Here is a 16,487-nt window from a genome sequence, read left to right as displayed (position 1 = left end):
TAGATCTTCGATGGGGCCGAAATACTTCGTAATGAAGGTGCTCGCCATTCACCCCGATCTCCAGCAACTGCTGTTTGATGCTGGCCATGAAGGGCAGGGGGCCGCAGCAGTAGTAGTGCGCGTCATCGGGCAACAGATCCCGTACCTGCGTCAGTGCCATGGTGCCGGTGAAGTCATAATCCTCTCCCGGCTGGTCCTGATCTGTCGGGACGCGATACCAGACCCGGCTGAGCAATTGTGCATGCTGGCGGCACTTGGTGTGTATATCCTGCTTGAAGCCATGCAATGCTCCCTGCTCGCAGGCATGGAGCCAGCGGATATTGGCGCCATGCCCCATCGCCAACAGCTGGTTGAGCATGCTCAGCATGGGGGTCTGGCCCACACCGGCCGAGATAAGCACCACGGCCTGATCGGATTTGGCCGTCAGCACGAAGTCCCCCGCCGGTGGCATCGCCTCCACGACATCCCCTGGTTGCAGCTTGTCGTGGAGCAGGTTGGAGACTTGTCCCTGGGATTCACGCTTGACGCTGATCCGGTAATTGCGCCCGTTGGGTGCATCGGAGAGGGAATATTGGCGGATCTCCTGATATGTCAGGTCGGGGTGCGTCAGCTTGAGGCTGAGATATTGGCCTGGCTGAAAGTCGAGGACGGGCAACCCATCGACCGGTGCCAGCACAAAGGAGGTGATGACCTCACTCTCGACCTGTTTGCGCTCGATGACGAAGGCTCGGCCACCTTGCCAGCCACCGGGCTGCTCGGCCTTTTCCTGGTAGATCTCGCTCTCCCGGCCAATGAAAATATTGGCCAGCACCCCGTAAGCCTTGCCCCAGGCCGCCAGTACCTCTTCGGTGACCGCTTCACCGCCCAATTCTTTGAGCGTGGCCAACAGATGACTACCCACAATGTGATATTGTGCTGGCTGGATCAGGAAACCCGTGTGTTTGTGGGCAATGCGTTCCACGGCACCGGCGAGGGCACCCAGGTTGTCGATGTTCTTGGCATAGGCTGCGACGGCGTTGAACAACGCCAGCGGTTGGCCGCCACTGCGTTGATGAGCCAGGTTGAATACATCCTTTAGCTCGGGGTTATCGCGAAACATGCGCTGATAAAAGTGCTCGGTCAGGGCAGGCCCGGCCGATTCGAGCAGGGGAATGGTGCTTTTGATGACTGCGATGGTGGCTTGATCTAACATAGGACCTCTTAATTGAGCATTCAAAATGTCACTTAATAAGTTGCATCCTAGATGTTTATTTGATGAGGATCAATCCTCCCTCTTTCGCTTTGCGCTAAACAGGCATTATGAGACTGACAAGTTATACCGATTTTGGATTAAGAGCCTTGCTCTATCTGGCGACGCTGCCGGAGGGTGAGTTGTCGAGTGTCGCCAAGGTTTCTGCCTTGTATGGCGTCTCCCGCAACCACATGGTGAAGGTAGTCAATCAGCTGGTGAAGCTGGGCTATCTGCAATCCCAGCGTGGCAAGCATGGCGGCATTCGGCTGGCCTGTGCCCCTGATGCCATCAACATAGGGCAGGTGATCCGCGAGCTGGAAGGGAACCTGGATGGCATCGATTGCCACTCTCCCGTCTGCCATATTATCTCGGTTTGCCTGCTCAAAGGGGCATTGAAGGATGCCATGAATGCTTTCCTGGGGGTGATGGATGGCTATAGCTTGCAGGATTTGCTGGCCAATCGCGACGAACTGGTTCAAGTGTTCGGCGAGCTGATCCCGACCCTCACCATCGCTGCCGACGACAACGACTTCTGAGTCGGTTCCCGGTACGAAGAAGGGCTGCCTATGGGCAGCCCTTCTTCGTTTTGGCACTCAAGGCGCGGTCGGCATCAGTCGTCATCATCCTCGGCGGATGCTGGGCTGCGGTAGAACTGCGGCATGATGCGCGCCATGGTGACCATGTTATGTTCCACCTCGAGTATCTCTATGGGATAACCCGCCAGCCGTATGCCGATATTGGGTTGGGGGATCTCCTCGAGGTACTCCAGAATGACGCCGTTGAGGGTGCGGGGGCCATCGGTCGGCAGATGCCAGTTCATCTCTTTGTTGAGCTCGCGGATGCTGACCGAGCCCTCGACCAGGAAGGAACCATCTGGCTGGGGATGGACTTCGTCACTCGGCGTGGGTGTCATGGAGGTGGTGAAATCACCGACAATCTCCTCAAGTATGTCGTCCAGGGTGATGAGTCCCTGGATGTCGCCATACTCATCGACGATGAGGCCGATCCGCTCCTTGTTGCGCTGGAACTTGGCGAGCTGGACATTGAGGGGGGTTCCCTCCGGAATGAAGTAGATCTCCTTGACCGCCCGCAGCAGGCTCGACTTGCTGAACTGATCCTTGGCGATGAGGCGCAGGGCGTCGCGGGCATGGAGGAAGCCGACGGCGTCATCTATGTTGTCGCGATAGAGCAGTATCTTGGTGTGGGCGCAGTGCACCAGCTGACGGAGTATGGTTTTCCAGTCGTCATTGATATCAATGGCGTAGATCTCGCTGCGCGGCACCATGATGTTCTCCACCGTCATCTTGTCGAGATCCAGGATGCTGAGCAGCATGTCCTGGTGACGCTGGGGGATCATGCTGCCTGCCTCGTTGACTATGGTGCGCAGTTCCTCTGTGTTGAGGGAGTCACGCTGTTTGGGGGCAATCTTGAGCAGCTTGAGCAGACTGCTGGTGATGCCGTTGATCAGCCAGACGAAGGGGTAGAGCGGCACCATCAGCCCCTTGAGGATCCAGGAGGCCGGATAAGCAATCTTCTCCGGATACATGGCCGCCAGGGTTTTGGGCGTTACTTCACCGAAGATCAGTACCACTATGGTCAGGCCGAAGGTGGCCACGGCCACCCCGAAGTCACCAAATAGCCGGATACACACAATGGTGGCGATGGCGGATGCCAGTATGTTGACCAGGTTGTTGCCGATGAGGATGAGGCCGATGAGGCGATCCGGACGTGCCAGCAAGCGCTCTACCCGACGGGCAGCCTTGTGCTTGGTCTGTGCCAGATGACGCAACTTGTAACGGTTGATCGACATCAGGCCGGTTTCGGAGCTCGAGAAAAAAGCGGATAGTAAGATCAGAATAACGAGAACAATCAATAATGTGCTCGTTGATATGCTGTCCAAAAAGGGCTCCTGTTGGTGCTGGTTTATGAGTGATTTAGTTGAGCAGTACTTCTTTGACGAAGCGGCTGCCAAAATAGGCGAGGGTCAGTATTGCTGAACCTATCAGGCTCAGACTGATGACGCGGCGGCCACGCCAGCCACGGGTATGATGACCCCAGAGCAAAAACGCATAGACGCACCAGGCCAGAATGGAGAGCACTGCCTTGTGGGACTTGCCCTGGGCAAACATGTCCTCCAGGAAGAAGAGGCCAGATGCGATGGACAGCGTCAGCAGGAAGAGGCCGGCTGAGATGAGCTGGAACAGCCGTTTCTCCACTGTCATCAGTGGCGGCATGGCGGGCAACTGACTGAGCTTGCGGGACTTGAGCTGGCGATCGAGGCAGGCCAGTTGCAAGGCAAACAGGCAGGCTATCATCAGCACCGAATAAGCCATCAGCGCCAGACCTATGTGCAGCAACAGCTGGGGATGGGCTTCCAGATGAGTGATGTAGCGGCTCGGGATCAGAGCGCTCGCCGTGAGCAGCAGGGCCGAAAAACCGTAGACCACGGGCAGCAGGATCCAGCCGTTGAAACGGCGAGCTGCGCAGGTCATGAAGGTGCTGATGATAAGGCTCACCAGGGAGGCCACGTTCAACATGCTGAGATTCTGGCCCGAGTTGGTCTGTGTCACCTCGGCACCCAGGGTAATAGCATGGGCGATCAGGGCGAACGCAACACAGGCGAACAACTTGTGCTGCCCCGTCGGCTTGGCGCTCAGCAACAGATGCAGGGAGGCGATGATGGCCAGCAGGTAAAACGCCAGGGCCAGAACAGAGATCACGATCATAACCAGGTCGTTGTTGAACAAGCATTTAGGTGAACAAGGGAGGCAGTATACCCTGCGGGTGAGGTGCTCGCCAGTTGTGCAATCGGCAATCTGCCCATATATAGGAAGCAGGCCGTCGCAGTCGATGCGGCGAATAATCGTCCTCAGGCAATGGCTGAGGTATAATGCCGCCATTTACTATGCCAAGAACCGGAAAGCGTCATGTTTGAGAATTTGACAGAACGACTCTCGCGCACCCTGCGCAATGTCAGTGGCCGCGGGCGACTGACCGAAGAGAACATCAAAGAGACTCTGCGCGAGGTGCGCATGGCGCTGCTCGAAGCGGACGTGGCGCTGCCCGTGGTGCGCGATTTCGTGGCGCGGGTCAAAGATAGGGCCGTCGGCCAGGAAGTGGCCAAGTCCCTGAGCCCGGGCCAGGCCTTCATCAAGATAGTGCACGGCGAGCTGGTCTCCGTGATGGGCGAGGCAAACGAGCAGCTCAACCTGGCAGCCCAGCCGCCAGCCATCATATTGATGGCCGGTCTGCAGGGGGCCGGTAAGACGACCACGGTTGCCAAGCTCGCCAAGTTCTTGAAAGAGCGCAACAAGAAGAAGGTACTGGTGGTCAGTGCGGACGTCTATCGCCCCGCCGCCATCAAGCAGCTAGAGACGCTGGCCGGGGACGTCGGCGTCGACTTCTTCCCGAGCGACGCGACCCAGAAACCCTTGGCGATCGCCAATGCGGCCATCGATCACGCGCGCAAGAAGTTCTATGACGTAGTGATCGTGGATACCGCCGGTCGCCTGCACGTCGACAGCGACATGATGGACGAGATCCGCGATCTCCACGCCACCATCAAGCCGGTCGAGACCCTGTTCGTGGTAGACGCCATGACGGGTCAGGATGCCGCCAACACTGCCAAGGCGTTCAACGAGGCACTGCCGCTCACCGGCGTGATCCTCACCAAAGCCGATGGTGATGCCCGTGGTGGTGCCGCGCTCTCCGTGCGCCATATCACCGGTAAACCGGTCAAGTTCATCGGCATGGGTGAGAAGATCGACGCGCTCGAGCCTTTCCACCCTGACCGTCTGGCGTCGCGCATCCTCGGTATGGGCGATGTGCTCTCCCTCATCGAGGAGGTGGAACGCACCGTCGACAAAGAGAAAGCGGCCAAGCTGGCCGACAAGGTCAAGAGCGGCAAGGGCTTCGATCTGGAAGATTTTCGCGAGCAGCTGGCCCAGATGCGCAATATGGGCGGCATGATGGGCATGCTCGACAAGCTGCCGGGCATGTCCGGTCTGCCGGACAATGTGAAAGATCAGATGGATGACAAGCTCACCATTCGCATGGAGGCCATCATCAGCTCCATGACCCCGAAGGAGCGAGCTCATCCCGATCTCATCAAGGGATCCCGCAAGCGCCGCATCGCCGCAGGCTCTGGCATGCAGGTGCAGGATGTGAACAAGCTGCTCAAGCAGTTCACCGAGATGCAGCGCATGATGAAGAAGATGTCCGGCAAGGGCGGTATGCGCAAAATGATGGGCCAGATGAAAAACATGCTGCCACCGGGCTTCGGTGGTGGTGGTCGCGGCCCCTTCTAATCGGTATCATCCCCTCCGATGCAAGAGGCTCCCCCCGAGGGAGCCTCTGTTGTCTGCAGGCTGCGCAAAATTTGGCTGGTTCAGTTGCAATTGGCATGAATTCAAGTAGTATTACGCGGCTTATTTTAAGCTAGGGTTCGCGTGTTTGCGGGCCCTGTTCATTAGATGTTAATGAGGACGATATGGTAACCATTCGTTTACAACGTGGTGGCGCGAAAAAGCGTCCGTTTTACCAGGTAGTAGTTGCTGACAGCCGTAACGCCCGTGACGGTCGTTTCATCGAGCGTGTTGGTTTCTTCAACCCGGTTGCTTCTGGTTCCGCTGACAAGCTGAACCTGGACCTGGCTCGCATCGAGCATTGGGTTGGTACTGGTGCCACTGTTTCTGACCGTGTTGCCAAGCTGATCAAAGACGCTGCTAAAGCTGCTTAATCAGCCAAACGGTAGGGAGTTAAGGTGGATAAACCTATAGTTCTGGGCACCCTGGGTACCGTATACGGCATCAAGGGCTGGCTGAAAGTGAACTCCTTCACCGATGTTGCCGAAGCGATTTTCGATTACAAACCCTGGCTGATTCATCAGAACGGGGAGTGGCGTGAACTCAAGGTTTCGGCCTGGAAGCGTCATAACAAGGGTCTGATCTGCAAGCTCGATGGTATCGATGTGCGCGAGGATGCCCTGGCATTGACCAATGTCGAGATTGGCGTACCCGCCGATCAGTTGCCTGATCTGCCCGACGGTGAGTTCTACTGGCGTGACCTGATAGGTTGCTCCGTGATGACCACCAAGGGATATGACCTTGGCAAGGTGACCGAATTGATGGAAACCGGCTCCAACGATGTGTTGGTGGTTGAAGCCAATGTAAAAGATGCCTTTGGCGCAAAGGAGCGGTTGATTCCGTTCCTGGAAGAGCAGGTGATCAAGAATATTGATCTGACTGCTCGCACAATCGAAGTTGATTGGGATCCTGGTTTCTAGTTTCCCGCGGTAACAGAGTATCGGAGGTTTCTTATGTGGATTGGGGTGATTAGCCTCTTCCCGGAAATGTTCCGAGCCATTACCGAATACGGGGTAACGGGTCGGGCCGTCAAGAGTGGCCTGCTGCAGATTGAGTGCTGGAACCCCCGGGACTTTACCCACGACAAACACCGTACGGTCGACGATCGTCCTTATGGTGGTGGGCCCGGCATGTTAATGATGGTTCAGCCGCTGCGTGATGCGATTCATGCGGCCAAGCAAGCGGCGGGAGACGGGGCGAAAGTCATCTATCTCTCCCCTCAGGGGCGCAAGCTGACTCAAGCGGGCGTAACCGAGTTGGCGACGGATCAGAAACTGATCCTGATTGCCGGTCGATACGAAGGTATCGATGAGCGCGTGATACAAACCGAAGTCGACGAAGAGTGGTCTATCGGCGATTACGTGCTAAGTGGTGGCGAGTTGCCTGCCATGACCCTGATCGATGCGGTTTCGCGTCTGGTCCCAGGGGTATTGGGGGATCAGGCCAGTGCCGAGCAAGACTCCTTTACGGATGGCTTGCTGGATCATCCCCACTACACTCGGCCAGAGGTGTTGGATGGATTGGCGGTGCCAGAGGCGCTGACAAGCGGCAATCACGAAGTGATCAGGCGCTGGCGGCTCAAGCAATCGCTCGGACGAACCTGGCAACGTAGGCCGGAACTTATTAACAACCTAGCTCTGACTGACGAGCAAGAATCACTTCTTGCCGAGTATGTCCGCGAAGTGCGTGACAGCGTTAAGTAGAGTTTTCAGTTTATCCTAGGTAAGGAAAGACAATGAGCAAGATTATTCAGCAGCTTGAACAAGAGCAACTGCGTAGCGACATCCCGGCTTTTGCCCAGGGCGATACCGTACGTGTTCAAGTGCGCGTTAAAGAAGGTGGTAAAGAGCGTCTGCAGGCTTTCGAAGGCATCGTCATTGCCAAGCGTAACCGCGGTCTGCACTCTGCTTTCACCGTTCGCAAGATCTCCAACGGCGAAGGTGTTGAGCGTGTATTCCAGACTCACTCTCCGCTGATCCACAGTGTAGAACTGAAGCGTCGTGGTGATGTTCGCCGCGCCAAACTGTACTACCTGCGCAACCTGTCCGGCAAAGCTGCTCGTATCAAAGAGAAGCTCAACTAATTCGATTCGAATTGGTGTCGATATGTCGGCAAATAGCTCGACAGGTAGTGAAAAGGCTCGCCAATGGCGAGCCTTTTTTGTTGCTGGCATTGGACCTGGAAGGCTAGGTGTCGACTCGCACCACTGAGTTGTCCCGCCCGAACGGGCCTGGCACGTACGCATCTGCCGCCCAGTCGTTATCGTAACGACTCTCTCCATCGGAGTGGACCAGTTGATAGCAGTACTCGAAGTGGCTGGGGCCATCTGTGGGGAGATTGAGGGTTGCCTTGAACTCGCCGCTTTTCATACGCTTGAGCTCGATCGGCTGCCACTGGTTGAACTCTCCCAGCAGCAATACCTGCTCGGCTCCTTCGGCGGCAACTTTCTCCACTGCGAAGGTGACTTTGACTTCCGGACGGGACTTGAGGAACTGCTTATTGATAGGCATGACGCCTCCTTGTCATTGGCTACGAAGAAACCAGATTGGTTATTTTTATACCAATTCATGACAAGGTGACAGATAAAGTCTCATTTGGGCAAGGCGAAGTGGCGCATTAGCAGGGCATGGGTGAAGGGGATCTTGAGATAGAAGCCCCTGGGCAGGGTCATGATCGGCTGGCCTGCCCTGCCGATGGCGCGAGTCAGCGCCTTGCTGTTGGCGGCTTTGGGACGGAGTTGCATGACTTGACCATGACGGGCACTGATCTGTTCCACCTCACCCAGCACTATCATGTCCATCAACTCCTCCCAGTCCTGGCGCAGCAGGGCATTCTCCTCGGCGCTGGGGATCCACAACAGTGGCATGCCGACCCGTCGCTCTCCTATCGGGATATCGCGGCTGCCTTCGACCGGGATCCAGAGCACCCGGGAGAGCTTGTTGCGCACATTCGATGACTCCCAGTGCTGACCACTGATACCGATGAGGGGCGCCACGCAGACGAATGTGGTCTCCAGCGGCTTACCTTTTGGATCCACCGGTATTGTCTTGAGTTCTATGCCCAGCTCAGGGAAATCCTGTTCCGGTCTGCTGCCGGCACTGGCACCCAACTGCCACTCGATGAGCTGACCAACCCAGCCCTTGTCCCGGCGCAGGTCCCGCGGCACCTTGATGCCAGCCTTAGCCGCCAGCTGGGCCAGGGTGAAACCGGCGATGGCATGGGCACGGGCCAGCAACTCCTGTTCTGACTGGGGGGGGGTGGGTGAAGGCATGGGTTCTCCTGTGGTTAAGAGGGGGGATCCGTGATCCGAACGGGATCTGCTGATTTTATCAGCAGTGTGCCGAACGGAATAAGAAAGAGGGGCATAATGGAAGTCGCTTACTTATCATCATGATTTTAAATGATTTTGATGATGAAATCTGGCTTTGTTGTTATCAGGATCTTCATGTCATGAACTTGTCCAAGGGTTTGCCCTGCTTGTTACACATAGTTATCCACAGAAAACTTGGATAACTGATCTCCATGGGGAGCGCTCCCCACTTTAAGAGAAAAAAATGTGATCCAACCGCTTTTTTGGCCGGGATCCTGGCGAGAAAGAGGTCAGGCCTTGTGGATAAATCCATCTTGATGGATCTTTGAGCACCCAGACTTGTTCACAATCTGGATCCGGGATCCTGTGGTTGCAAAGCCATGGATCTTGATCCAGTTGTTTATAGTTATTTATATGTATTAAAAGGAATTATTCTTATCTCATCCAAGAGGGATATCACTGTTCGTCAGGGATCTCGTTTGTTAGTATGTGTGGGTATACCCGTTTGCTCACAGTGTTATGCACAGTTAGCGTGAGCAACTCCTGAATGAGGATCCCTGAGTTTGTTTATAACTTGGGTTGAAATAGAAAGTTATTCATGATTCGCGGGATGTAACCGCCGTTTGCTGCCAAGGGGTGAATGTGGAACAATCCCCTTATAGATTCAGCCTTTATAAGGTGATCACGTGATAGATGGTGACGGGTTTCGTCCCAATGTCGGCATCGTGATCTGTAACCGCGAAGGACAAGTTCTGTGGGCTAAGCGCTATGGACAGCACTCCTGGCAGTTTCCCCAGGGGGGAGTAGATGAGGGTGAGACACCAGAGCAGGCCATGTTTCGGGAATTGTATGAGGAGATTGGCCTCAAGCCCGAGGATGTGACCATACTGGCTATCAGCCGTAACTGGCTCAAATATCGCTTACCCAAACGTCTTGTCCGCTGGGACAGTTCACCGGTCTGTGTTGGCCAAAAACAGAAATGGTTTCTGCTGCAGTTGAATTCAGGTAGTGAGTCGCACATTCAATTTGGCTGTTATGGTCATCCTGAATTTGATGACTGGCGCTGGGTCAGCTTCTGGTATCCGGTTCGCCAGGTCGTCTCCTTCAAGCGGGAAGTGTATCGTCGGGTGATGAAGGAGTTTGCCCCGCTGGCGATGCCAGTGGCGCAGCAGGTCAGTAACAAGAAGGAAGGACGGCGCCACCGTTCTCGCTAAGGAGCAGAGTATTTGCTGACGGAATTGAGACGTATCGTCGAGAGCATGGCTCAGGCCAACACCCTCGAGCAGTCACTGGAAGCATTGGTGGGCCAGACCCGGCTCGCCATGCAGGTATCCTGCTGTTCCGTTTACGTCTCCGAACCCGAGGCCCGCTGCTACCGGCTGGCGGCCACTGACGGCCTCGCACAAGCGGCCGTCGGCAAGACCACGCTGCCGTTCGAGCAGGGTATAGTCGGTTTGGTCGGTCAGCGCGAAGAGCTGATCAACCTGGCCGATGCCCCCTCCCACCCCAGTTTCAAGTTTCTACCCGATGTGGCAGAGGAGGCGTTTCGCTCTTTCCTCGGCGCCCCCATCATGCATCAGCGTCAAGTGGTGGGTATCCTGGTGGTGCAACAGAAAGAGAGCCGGCTCTTTGACGAGAGCGAGGAGTCTTTCCTTGTGACGCTGGCCGCCCAGCTGGCGGCCCGGATCGCCCATGCCCAGACCAAGGGCTGGTTGCAGAAAACCGACTGGAGCAAGCCACTGCGCGGCATTGCTGGCGCCAGTGGTATTGCCATTGCCAAAGCCTGGGTCTGGCGCCCGCGCAAGGCGCTCAATACCATCAACCCGCGCAAGGACGAGGATCACCAGGCTCAGTTGGTCCGTCTCGAGGAGGCGGTCGCAGAGGTACGGCACGATCTGGAGAGTCTGGCGCTGCGTTTTCGCGAGAGCTACAGCCAGGATTCGGTCGCCATCTTCGACATCTATCTGCATCTGCTCGATGATCCCAGCTATATCAAGCCAATCCGTCATAAGGTCAGCAAGGAACACTGGACTGCGGTCTCCGCGGTCAAGCTGGTCAGCGATCGCCTGATCGATCAGTTCCGGGGCATGAAGGATCCCTATCTGCGGGAGCGCTCCACCGATGTGAAGGACATAGCCCAGCGGCTGATCAGCCGTCTGGTGCAGAATGAGCCCGAACATTTCACCATAGGTGAACCCGTCATTCTGGTGGCGGATGAGGTGACCGCCACCATATTGGCCGAGATCCCGCGAGAGTTTTTGAGCGGTGTTGTGTCGCTCAAGGGGGGAACCAACTCCCACGCCGCCATATTGGCGCGGGCCATGGGCATCACTGCCATCATGGGGGTCGAGCTGCCGCTTGGTGACATCGGCGGCCGTCCGCTCATCCTGGATGGTTACAGCGGCGATCTCTTCATCGAACCCAGTGCGCTGCTGCTGACCGAATACCGCCAGTTGCTTGATGAGGAGCGGGCCCTCGACACGCTGGTTCGCACCGTCGATAACCTGCCGTCCGAGACGGCGGATGGCGTCAAGGTCTCCTTGCTGCTCAACGCCGGGCTCAGTGCCGACACCGAGATATCCCTCAATCAACTGGCCGACGGGGTTGGGCTCTATCGCACCGAAATCCCCTTCATGCTGCAAGACAGTTTCCCCTCGGAGATGGAGCAGACTGCGCGTTATCGCGGTATTCTCGAAACCTATCGGGACCGTCCCGTCTGCATGCGCACCCTGGATGTGGGGGGCGATAAACCATTGCCTTACTTCCCTATCGTCGAGGAGAACCCCTTCCTTGGCTGGCGGGGGATCCGGCTCACCCTGGATCACCCCGAACTGTTCCTGGTCCAGCTCAAGGCGATGCTGCGAGCAAGCGAAGGCTTGGACAACCTCACCATCATGCTGCCGATGATCAGCAGCGTGGGAGAGATAAAAGCCTCTCGTCGCCTGCTCGATCAGGCCTGGCGGGAAGTCTCTGAAGAGGCCGCGACCCGCGGGGCCGCCATCAATTACCCCAGCCTTGGCGCCATGATAGAGGTGCCTTCCGCCCTCTACATCTTGCCGGAGATGGCGCCTCTCATCGACTTCTGGTCTGTGGGCAGCAACGATCTGACCCAGTACCTACTGGCGGTAGATCGCAACAATGCCCGGGTGGCCAACATCTATGATGCCTTCCATCCGGCGGTGATCCGAGCCTTGCAACTGCTGGTTGATGCGTCCCACCAATACAAAAAACCGGTGTCGGTCTGCGGCGAGTTGGCTGGCGATCCTGTCGGTGTCCTGCTGTTGCTGGCCATGGGTTATCGCCGGTTCAGCATGAATACCCACAACATAGCCCGCATCAAGTATGTGTTGCGCCAGTCGACGTTGAGCGAACTGACCAGCTTGCTGGCCGAGGGGCTCAAACACGACAATCCCCATGTGTTGCGTGGCCTGTTTGCCCGCTATCTGGAAGAACAGGGCCTGGGTGGCCTGCTGCGAGCAGGTCACAAGCCCTAACTGATTAACATCAAACCTTGTCCCCCTGCGAGATTGATCGCAAAATGCGGCTTTTCGTTTGACAGAGACGCTTATGCAGCACGATGGATATTGGGTTTTCTCACAGATTGATCCCGTCGCATTCAGCCTGGGGCCGTTGTCGGTACGCTGGTATGGCCTCATGTACTTGGTCGGCTTCGCCTTTGCCATGTGGCTGGCTGGCCGCCGCGCCGATACCCCCAACAGTGGCTGGACCCGCAATGAGGTCTCGGATCTGCTCTTCTACGGCTTCCTCGGGGTGATCCTGGGGGGGCGAGTCGGTTACGTACTCTTCTACAACTTCGATCTCTTCCTGGCCGACCCTCTCTATCTGTTCAAGATCTGGACTGGTGGCATGTCGTTCCACGGCGGCCTGATTGGCGTCATTACCGCCATGATCTGGTTTGCCCACAAGACCCAGCGTCACTTCTTCACGGTTGCAGATTTCGTCGCGCCGCTGATCCCGTTCGGACTGGGGGTTGGCCGTATCGGCAACTTCTTGAACGGCGAGCTTTGGGGTCGCGTCACCGATGTGCCCTGGGCCATCATATTCCCGGAGGCAGGCCCCGAGCCGCGCCACCCATCCCAGCTCTATCAGTTTGCCCTGGAAGGGGTGGTGCTCTTCATCATCCTCAATCTGTTCTGGCGTAAGCAGCCGCCCCGGGGCGCCATTTCGGGGCTTTTCCTGTTCTGCTACGGGTTGTTCCGCTTCCTGGTGGAGTTCGTGCGCCAACCCGATGCGCAACTTGGTCTTTATTTCCAGGAGATCAGCATGGGGCAGATCCTCTCCACTCCGATGATATTGGCCGGTGCCATCATGGTCTGGGCCGCCTACAAGCAGCCTCGCCTGTTCGGTAATGCCGCCAAGGAGGCAAAATGAGAGCTTACCTCGACTTGATGCAGAAGATCCTGGATGAGGGCACGGTCAAATCCGATCGCACCGGTACTGGCACGGTTTCTCTGTTTGGGCATCAGATGCGCTTCAATCTGGCCGAGGGATTCCCGCTGGTCACCACTAAGAAGTGCCACCTGAGATCCATCATTCACGAGCTGCTCTGGTTCCTCAATGGCGATACCAATACCGCCTATCTCAAGGAACATGGCGTCAGCATCTGGGATGAGTGGGCCGATGAGAACGGCGATCTTGGCCCTGTCTATGGCGCCCAATGGCGCTCCTGGCCGGCGGCTGATGGTACCGTTGTCGATCAGATCCAGAAGGCCATTGATGACATCAAGCAGAATCCGGACTCTCGCCGTATCATCGTCTCGGCCTGGAACGTGGGTGAGCTGGATAAAATGGCACTGGCCCCCTGTCATGCCTTCTTCCAGTTCTATGTGGCGGACGGCAAGCTCTCCTGCCAGCTCTACCAGCGCAGTTGCGACGTATTCCTGGGGTTGCCCTTCAACATCGCCAGCTATGCCCTGCTGACCCATATGATGGCCCAGCAGTGCGATCTGGAGGTAGGTGACTTCGTCTGGACCGGCGGTGATGTACACCTCTACTCCAACCACATGGAGCAGACGGCGCTGCAACTCTCCCGGGAACCGCGCTTGCTGCCGCAACTGGTTATCAAGCGTAAACCGGACTCCCTGTTCGACTACCAGTTCGAGGATTTCGAGATCCAGGGATACGATCCACATCCTGGCATCAAGGCGCCCGTCGCCATCTAATATTAAGGCGCCTGCGGGCGCCTTTTTCATCCCTTAATTTATGCAATAACGTAGATATTCATTCAGTATGTAAGTCAGTGGCTGCCTGAGTTTTTCACTGGCTTGTGCATGCTTATAGTCGCTTATTGGTGTTTTGCTTTCGGTTTTTCCGTTGCTTCAGGCTGTAAGAAACGATTTTTCATTGTTCTAATCCCTGTCTAGACTGGATCCAATAGAATTTTGGGGGGATAGCTTGACCATGAGTGATGTATTTAAACGCTTTCTGAAACTGGAGTCCGCTTCGGGGATTATTCTGATCCTGGCGGCGCTGGTTGCTATCTTGCTTGCCAACTCCAGTCTGGCCGATGCCTATCAGGCCTTCCTCAATACCCGGGTCCAGGTGCGCATCTCGGCGCTGGACATCAACAAACCCCTGCTGCTCTGGATCAACGATGGCTTCATGGCCATTTTCTTCCTGCTGGTCGGGCTGGAGGTGAAGCGGGAGATGATGGAAGGGGCGCTCTCTTCCAGGGAACAGGCGACCTTCCCGGCCATTGCTGCCGTGGGGGGCATGCTGGTGCCTGCCTTGCTCTACTCCTTCTTCAACTATTCGGATGAGGTGACCCGGGCTGGCTGGGCCATACCGGCGGCCACCGACATTGCCTTCGCCCTCGGCGTTATGGCTCTGCTAGGCAAGCGGGTACCCACCAGTCTCAAGGTCTTCCTGCTGGCGCTGGCCATCATGGACGATCTGGGCGTCATCATCATCATCGCTCTCTTCTACACTCAGCAGCTGTCGTTGGCGGCATTGGCCGTGGGACTGGTGGCAACCCTGACGCTGGTATGGATGAACCGCCGCGGAGTGGATCGCATCTCCCTCTACATGTTGGTCGGGTTGGTGCTCTGGGTGGCCGTGCTCAAATCCGGCGTCCATGCCACGCTCGCCGGGGTGATCGTCGGTTTCCTGATCCCTCTCAAGGGAGAGCGTCACCTCTCGCCGCTCAAACATCTGGAACACCAGCTCCATCCCTGGAGTGCCTACCTGATATTGCCCCTGTTCGCCTTTGCCAATGCGGGTGTCTCCCTCGATGGCATTGGGCTGGATACCCTGCTCAGCCCTGTACCCATGGGCATCATGCTGGGTCTGTTCGTAGGCAAGCCACTGGGGGTATTCACCATCAGCTGGCTGTCGGTGCGTCTGGGCCTCGCCCAGTTGCCACCCGGGGTTAACTTCCGCCAGATCTTTGCGGTCAGCATCCTGTGCGGCATCGGGTTTACCATGTCGATGTTCATTGCCTCCCTGGCATTCGAGCACGGCGGCATGGACTATGGCAGCTACTCGCGCCTGGGCATACTGGTTGGTTCCACCCTGGCTGCCGTGGTGGGCTATGTTGCCTTGCGCTTGTCCCTGCCCAAGGGGATCGCCGACCAGAGTACGGAGGGGTTATGAAGAAAACATTGATGGTATTGATGCTGCTCGGGCCTGCCACGGCCTGGGCCAGCGGGTTGGAACAATGCAAGCAGGATGCCGTTTCGCCTGACTGCTCCGCTTATCTCGATGGCGTAGTGGATGGCGCCCTGGGCATGGGAGATCAGCAAGCTCGTGCCCGTTTTGGGGAAACCTTCCAGGAGCGGGCGCTGCGCAGCCGGGTCGGTGAGCGACTCAAGCATGACAACAAACGCTACTGTGGCCAGCGTCGACCCGATGCCGCCAAGTTGAAACAGACCTTGATTAACCAGTTCGCGGCAAACAAGGTTGACTCGGTCAGTGACATGTATGACATTCTGGCGGTTGAACTCAGCTGCTACCGGAGTCCGCGTACCGCGGAAACCCCATCGGATGTCACACCTTAACTACAATCACCTCTAGTGTTCTATTGAGTTTTTGTTGTTTAAATTCAATGCGCTGTGCGTGATATTTTGGTTTGTGGCGGCAAAGTGGCGGCAGGGTTTTGGCTCTGCTGCCTTTTTGTTCCTCGCTCAATACCAGTCGACGCATTCTTCCTGCGTCTGGGAAATGTGCTTACCTTCTACCCCTTGAAGGTGGCTGTGATTCTGATGATCGGTTTCCTTCTGTATTTGCCCAACCAAGCGTGACCGGACACATTTCATAGAAAACCTATGTTCCGTGAGGTAGGTCAGTCGGCGCAGCAAGGCCACAGCGCCCTTTCAAAATTTCAGTTATCAGATCAGCCCTTATCACACCTAACCAACTGAAACTAAAAGTCTTCCAGGCAGCTCGAAGCAACTTTGCAGATCCTCCCCAATCATTCAAATCCTCACGGAAAGTACGACCATCCCAATACATTCAACGAGTTACGTTTTCACCTTCGTTATCCAGAGCCCCGCCGAACTGTAAAACCCTGCAATTTCTTTCGATCCTTTCAGATCCTCACCTCGTCCGAGATCCTTTATCTGGC

General features: G+C 56.5%; 18 protein-coding genes. 12 read left to right on the top strand and 6 right to left on the bottom strand.

Going from position 1 to position 16,487, the window contains the following annotated elements; all coding sequences use genetic code 11:
* Positions 1 to 1,192: NO-inducible flavohemoprotein (hmpA, locus tag G113_RS02215; RefSeq protein WP_005892428.1), on the bottom strand; the 1,192-nt coding region annotated here is incomplete at its 3' end.
* A gap of 107 nt (positions 1,193 to 1,299) precedes the next feature.
* Between hmpA and G113_RS02210 the strand changes: the two genes are divergently transcribed.
* Positions 1,300 to 1,767: an Rrf2 family transcriptional regulator gene (locus tag G113_RS02210; RefSeq protein WP_040318830.1), complete on the top strand. Its 468-nt coding sequence runs from the start codon at positions 1,300 to 1,302 to the stop codon at positions 1,765 to 1,767.
* A gap of 74 nt (positions 1,768 to 1,841) precedes the next feature.
* Here G113_RS02210 and G113_RS02205 read toward each other — a convergent pair whose 3' ends face one another.
* Together G113_RS02205 and G113_RS02200 are read right to left on the bottom strand one after the other, a co-directional pair.
* Positions 1,842 to 3,131 carry an HlyC/CorC family transporter gene (locus G113_RS02205; RefSeq protein ID WP_005892425.1) on the bottom strand — a complete coding sequence of 430 codons (1,290 nt, stop codon included), beginning with the start codon at positions 3,129 to 3,131 and terminating at the stop codon, positions 1,842 to 1,844.
* 34 nt (positions 3,132 to 3,165) lie between these two features.
* Positions 3,166 to 3,957: a cytochrome C assembly family protein gene (locus G113_RS02200; RefSeq protein ID WP_005892424.1), complete on the bottom strand. Its 792-nt coding sequence runs from the start codon at positions 3,955 to 3,957 to the stop codon at positions 3,166 to 3,168.
* 201 nt (positions 3,958 to 4,158) lie between these two features.
* Between G113_RS02200 and ffh the strand changes: the two genes are divergently transcribed.
* The 5 genes from ffh to rplS all read left to right on the top strand — a co-directional run bounded on the left by ffh (position 4,159) and on the right by rplS (position 7,678).
* Positions 4,159 to 5,538: a signal recognition particle protein gene (gene ffh, locus G113_RS02195; RefSeq protein WP_005892423.1), complete on the top strand. Its 1,380-nt coding sequence runs from the start codon at positions 4,159 to 4,161 to the stop codon at positions 5,536 to 5,538.
* 182 nt (positions 5,539 to 5,720) lie between these two features.
* A complete protein-coding gene (rpsP, locus tag G113_RS02190) occupies positions 5,721 to 5,969 on the top strand; it encodes a 30S ribosomal protein S16 (RefSeq protein WP_005892422.1) in 249 nt (82 codons plus the stop codon).
* 24 nt (positions 5,970 to 5,993) lie between these two features.
* Positions 5,994 to 6,515 (top strand): ribosome maturation factor RimM, encoded by a 522-nt coding sequence (gene rimM, locus G113_RS02185; protein ID WP_005892421.1) that lies wholly within the window; start codon positions 5,994 to 5,996, stop codon positions 6,513 to 6,515.
* Positions 6,516 to 6,548: 33 nt separating this feature from the next.
* Positions 6,549 to 7,298, top strand: a complete 750-nt coding sequence (trmD, locus tag G113_RS02180) for a tRNA (guanosine(37)-N1)-methyltransferase TrmD (RefSeq protein ID WP_005892420.1) — start codon at positions 6,549 to 6,551, stop codon at positions 7,296 to 7,298.
* Between the two features lie 32 nt (positions 7,299 to 7,330).
* The gene (gene rplS / locus G113_RS02175; RefSeq protein WP_005892418.1) at positions 7,331 to 7,678 is read left to right on the top strand and encodes a 50S ribosomal protein L19; all 348 of its coding nucleotides are present in this window, start codon (positions 7,331 to 7,333) and stop codon (positions 7,676 to 7,678) included.
* Between the two features lie 103 nt (positions 7,679 to 7,781).
* On the opposite strand, the gene G113_RS02170 is transcribed toward rplS, so the two are convergent.
* Entirely contained in the window at positions 7,782 to 8,105 is a 324-nt protein-coding gene (locus tag G113_RS02170) for an isoamylase early set domain-containing protein (protein ID WP_005892416.1), read from the bottom strand.
* A gap of 80 nt (positions 8,106 to 8,185) precedes the next feature.
* Complete coding sequence (gene mutH, locus G113_RS02165; protein WP_005892413.1) at positions 8,186 to 8,866, bottom strand: DNA mismatch repair endonuclease MutH; 681 nt, start codon at positions 8,864 to 8,866, stop codon at positions 8,186 to 8,188.
* Positions 8,867 to 9,591: 725 nt separating this feature from the next.
* On the opposite strand from mutH, the gene rppH reads away from it, so the two are divergent.
* The 6 genes from rppH (at position 9,592) to G113_RS02130 (ending at position 15,921) form a co-directional block, all read left to right on the top strand.
* Positions 9,592 to 10,119 carry an RNA pyrophosphohydrolase gene (rppH, locus tag G113_RS02155; RefSeq protein WP_005892412.1) on the top strand — a complete coding sequence of 176 codons (528 nt, stop codon included), beginning with the start codon at positions 9,592 to 9,594 and terminating at the stop codon, positions 10,117 to 10,119.
* A gap of 12 nt (positions 10,120 to 10,131) precedes the next feature.
* Positions 10,132 to 12,399 (top strand): phosphoenolpyruvate--protein phosphotransferase, encoded by a 2,268-nt coding sequence (ptsP, locus tag G113_RS02150; RefSeq protein ID WP_005892409.1) that lies wholly within the window; start codon positions 10,132 to 10,134, stop codon positions 12,397 to 12,399.
* 73 nt (positions 12,400 to 12,472) lie between these two features.
* On the top strand, positions 12,473 to 13,297 hold the full coding sequence (gene lgt / locus G113_RS02145; protein ID WP_005892407.1) for a prolipoprotein diacylglyceryl transferase: 825 nt from the start codon (positions 12,473 to 12,475) through the stop codon (positions 13,295 to 13,297).
* A complete protein-coding gene (gene thyA / locus G113_RS02140; protein WP_005892405.1) occupies positions 13,294 to 14,088 on the top strand; it encodes a thymidylate synthase in 795 nt (264 codons plus the stop codon). The genes lgt and thyA overlap by 4 nt, the downstream gene beginning before the upstream one ends.
* A 238-nt stretch (positions 14,089 to 14,326) precedes the next feature.
* Complete coding sequence (gene nhaA / locus G113_RS02135; RefSeq protein ID WP_005892402.1) at positions 14,327 to 15,517, top strand: Na+/H+ antiporter NhaA; 1,191 nt, start codon at positions 14,327 to 14,329, stop codon at positions 15,515 to 15,517.
* Complete coding sequence (locus tag G113_RS02130; RefSeq protein ID WP_005892400.1) at positions 15,514 to 15,921, top strand: hypothetical protein; 408 nt, start codon at positions 15,514 to 15,516, stop codon at positions 15,919 to 15,921. The genes nhaA and G113_RS02130 overlap by 4 nt, the downstream gene beginning before the upstream one ends.
* Here G113_RS02130 and G113_RS21300 read toward each other — a convergent pair.
* Positions 15,911 to 16,066 (bottom strand): hypothetical protein, encoded by a 156-nt coding sequence (locus tag G113_RS21300; RefSeq protein ID WP_161618900.1) that lies wholly within the window; start codon positions 16,064 to 16,066, stop codon positions 15,911 to 15,913. The genes G113_RS02130 and G113_RS21300 overlap by 11 nt on opposite strands.
* Positions 16,067 to 16,487 lie beyond the last annotated feature (421 nt).

The sequence above is a fragment of the Aeromonas molluscorum 848 genome (assembly GCF_000388115.1).
In the GTDB taxonomy this organism is placed as follows: domain Bacteria; phylum Pseudomonadota; class Gammaproteobacteria; order Enterobacterales; family Aeromonadaceae; genus Aeromonas; species Aeromonas molluscorum.
Note: the sequence above shows the minus strand (reverse complement) of the source record. Positions and strands in the feature narration are given on the sequence as shown.

Excerpts from the sequence above, each read along its gene's own strand:
- G113_RS02210 (WP_040318830.1), top strand. The coding sequence starts at position 1,300 with ATGAGACTGACAAGTTATACCGATTTTGGATTAAGAGCCTTGCTCTAT.
- G113_RS02200 (WP_005892424.1), bottom strand. The coding sequence starts at position 3,957 with ATGATCGTGATCTCTGTTCTGGCCCTGGCGTTTTACCTGCTGGCCATC.
- ffh (WP_005892423.1), top strand. The coding sequence starts at position 4,159 with ATGTTTGAGAATTTGACAGAACGACTCTCGCGCACCCTGCGCAATGTC.
- rpsP (WP_005892422.1), top strand. The coding sequence starts at position 5,721 with ATGGTAACCATTCGTTTACAACGTGGTGGCGCGAAAAAGCGTCCGTTT.
- trmD (WP_005892420.1), top strand. The coding sequence starts at position 6,549 with ATGTGGATTGGGGTGATTAGCCTCTTCCCGGAAATGTTCCGAGCCATT.
- rplS (WP_005892418.1), top strand. The coding sequence starts at position 7,331 with ATGAGCAAGATTATTCAGCAGCTTGAACAAGAGCAACTGCGTAGCGAC.
- G113_RS02170 (WP_005892416.1), bottom strand. The coding sequence starts at position 8,105 with ATGCCTATCAATAAGCAGTTCCTCAAGTCCCGTCCGGAAGTCAAAGTC.
- mutH (WP_005892413.1), bottom strand. The coding sequence starts at position 8,866 with ATGCCTTCACCCACCCCCCCCCAGTCAGAACAGGAGTTGCTGGCCCGT.
- lgt (WP_005892407.1), top strand. The coding sequence starts at position 12,473 with ATGCAGCACGATGGATATTGGGTTTTCTCACAGATTGATCCCGTCGCA.
- thyA (WP_005892405.1), top strand. The coding sequence starts at position 13,294 with ATGAGAGCTTACCTCGACTTGATGCAGAAGATCCTGGATGAGGGCACG.
- nhaA (WP_005892402.1), top strand. The coding sequence starts at position 14,327 with ATGAGTGATGTATTTAAACGCTTTCTGAAACTGGAGTCCGCTTCGGGG.
- G113_RS02130 (WP_005892400.1), top strand. The coding sequence starts at position 15,514 with ATGAAGAAAACATTGATGGTATTGATGCTGCTCGGGCCTGCCACGGCC.
- G113_RS21300 (WP_161618900.1), bottom strand. The coding sequence starts at position 16,066 with ATGCGTCGACTGGTATTGAGCGAGGAACAAAAAGGCAGCAGAGCCAAA.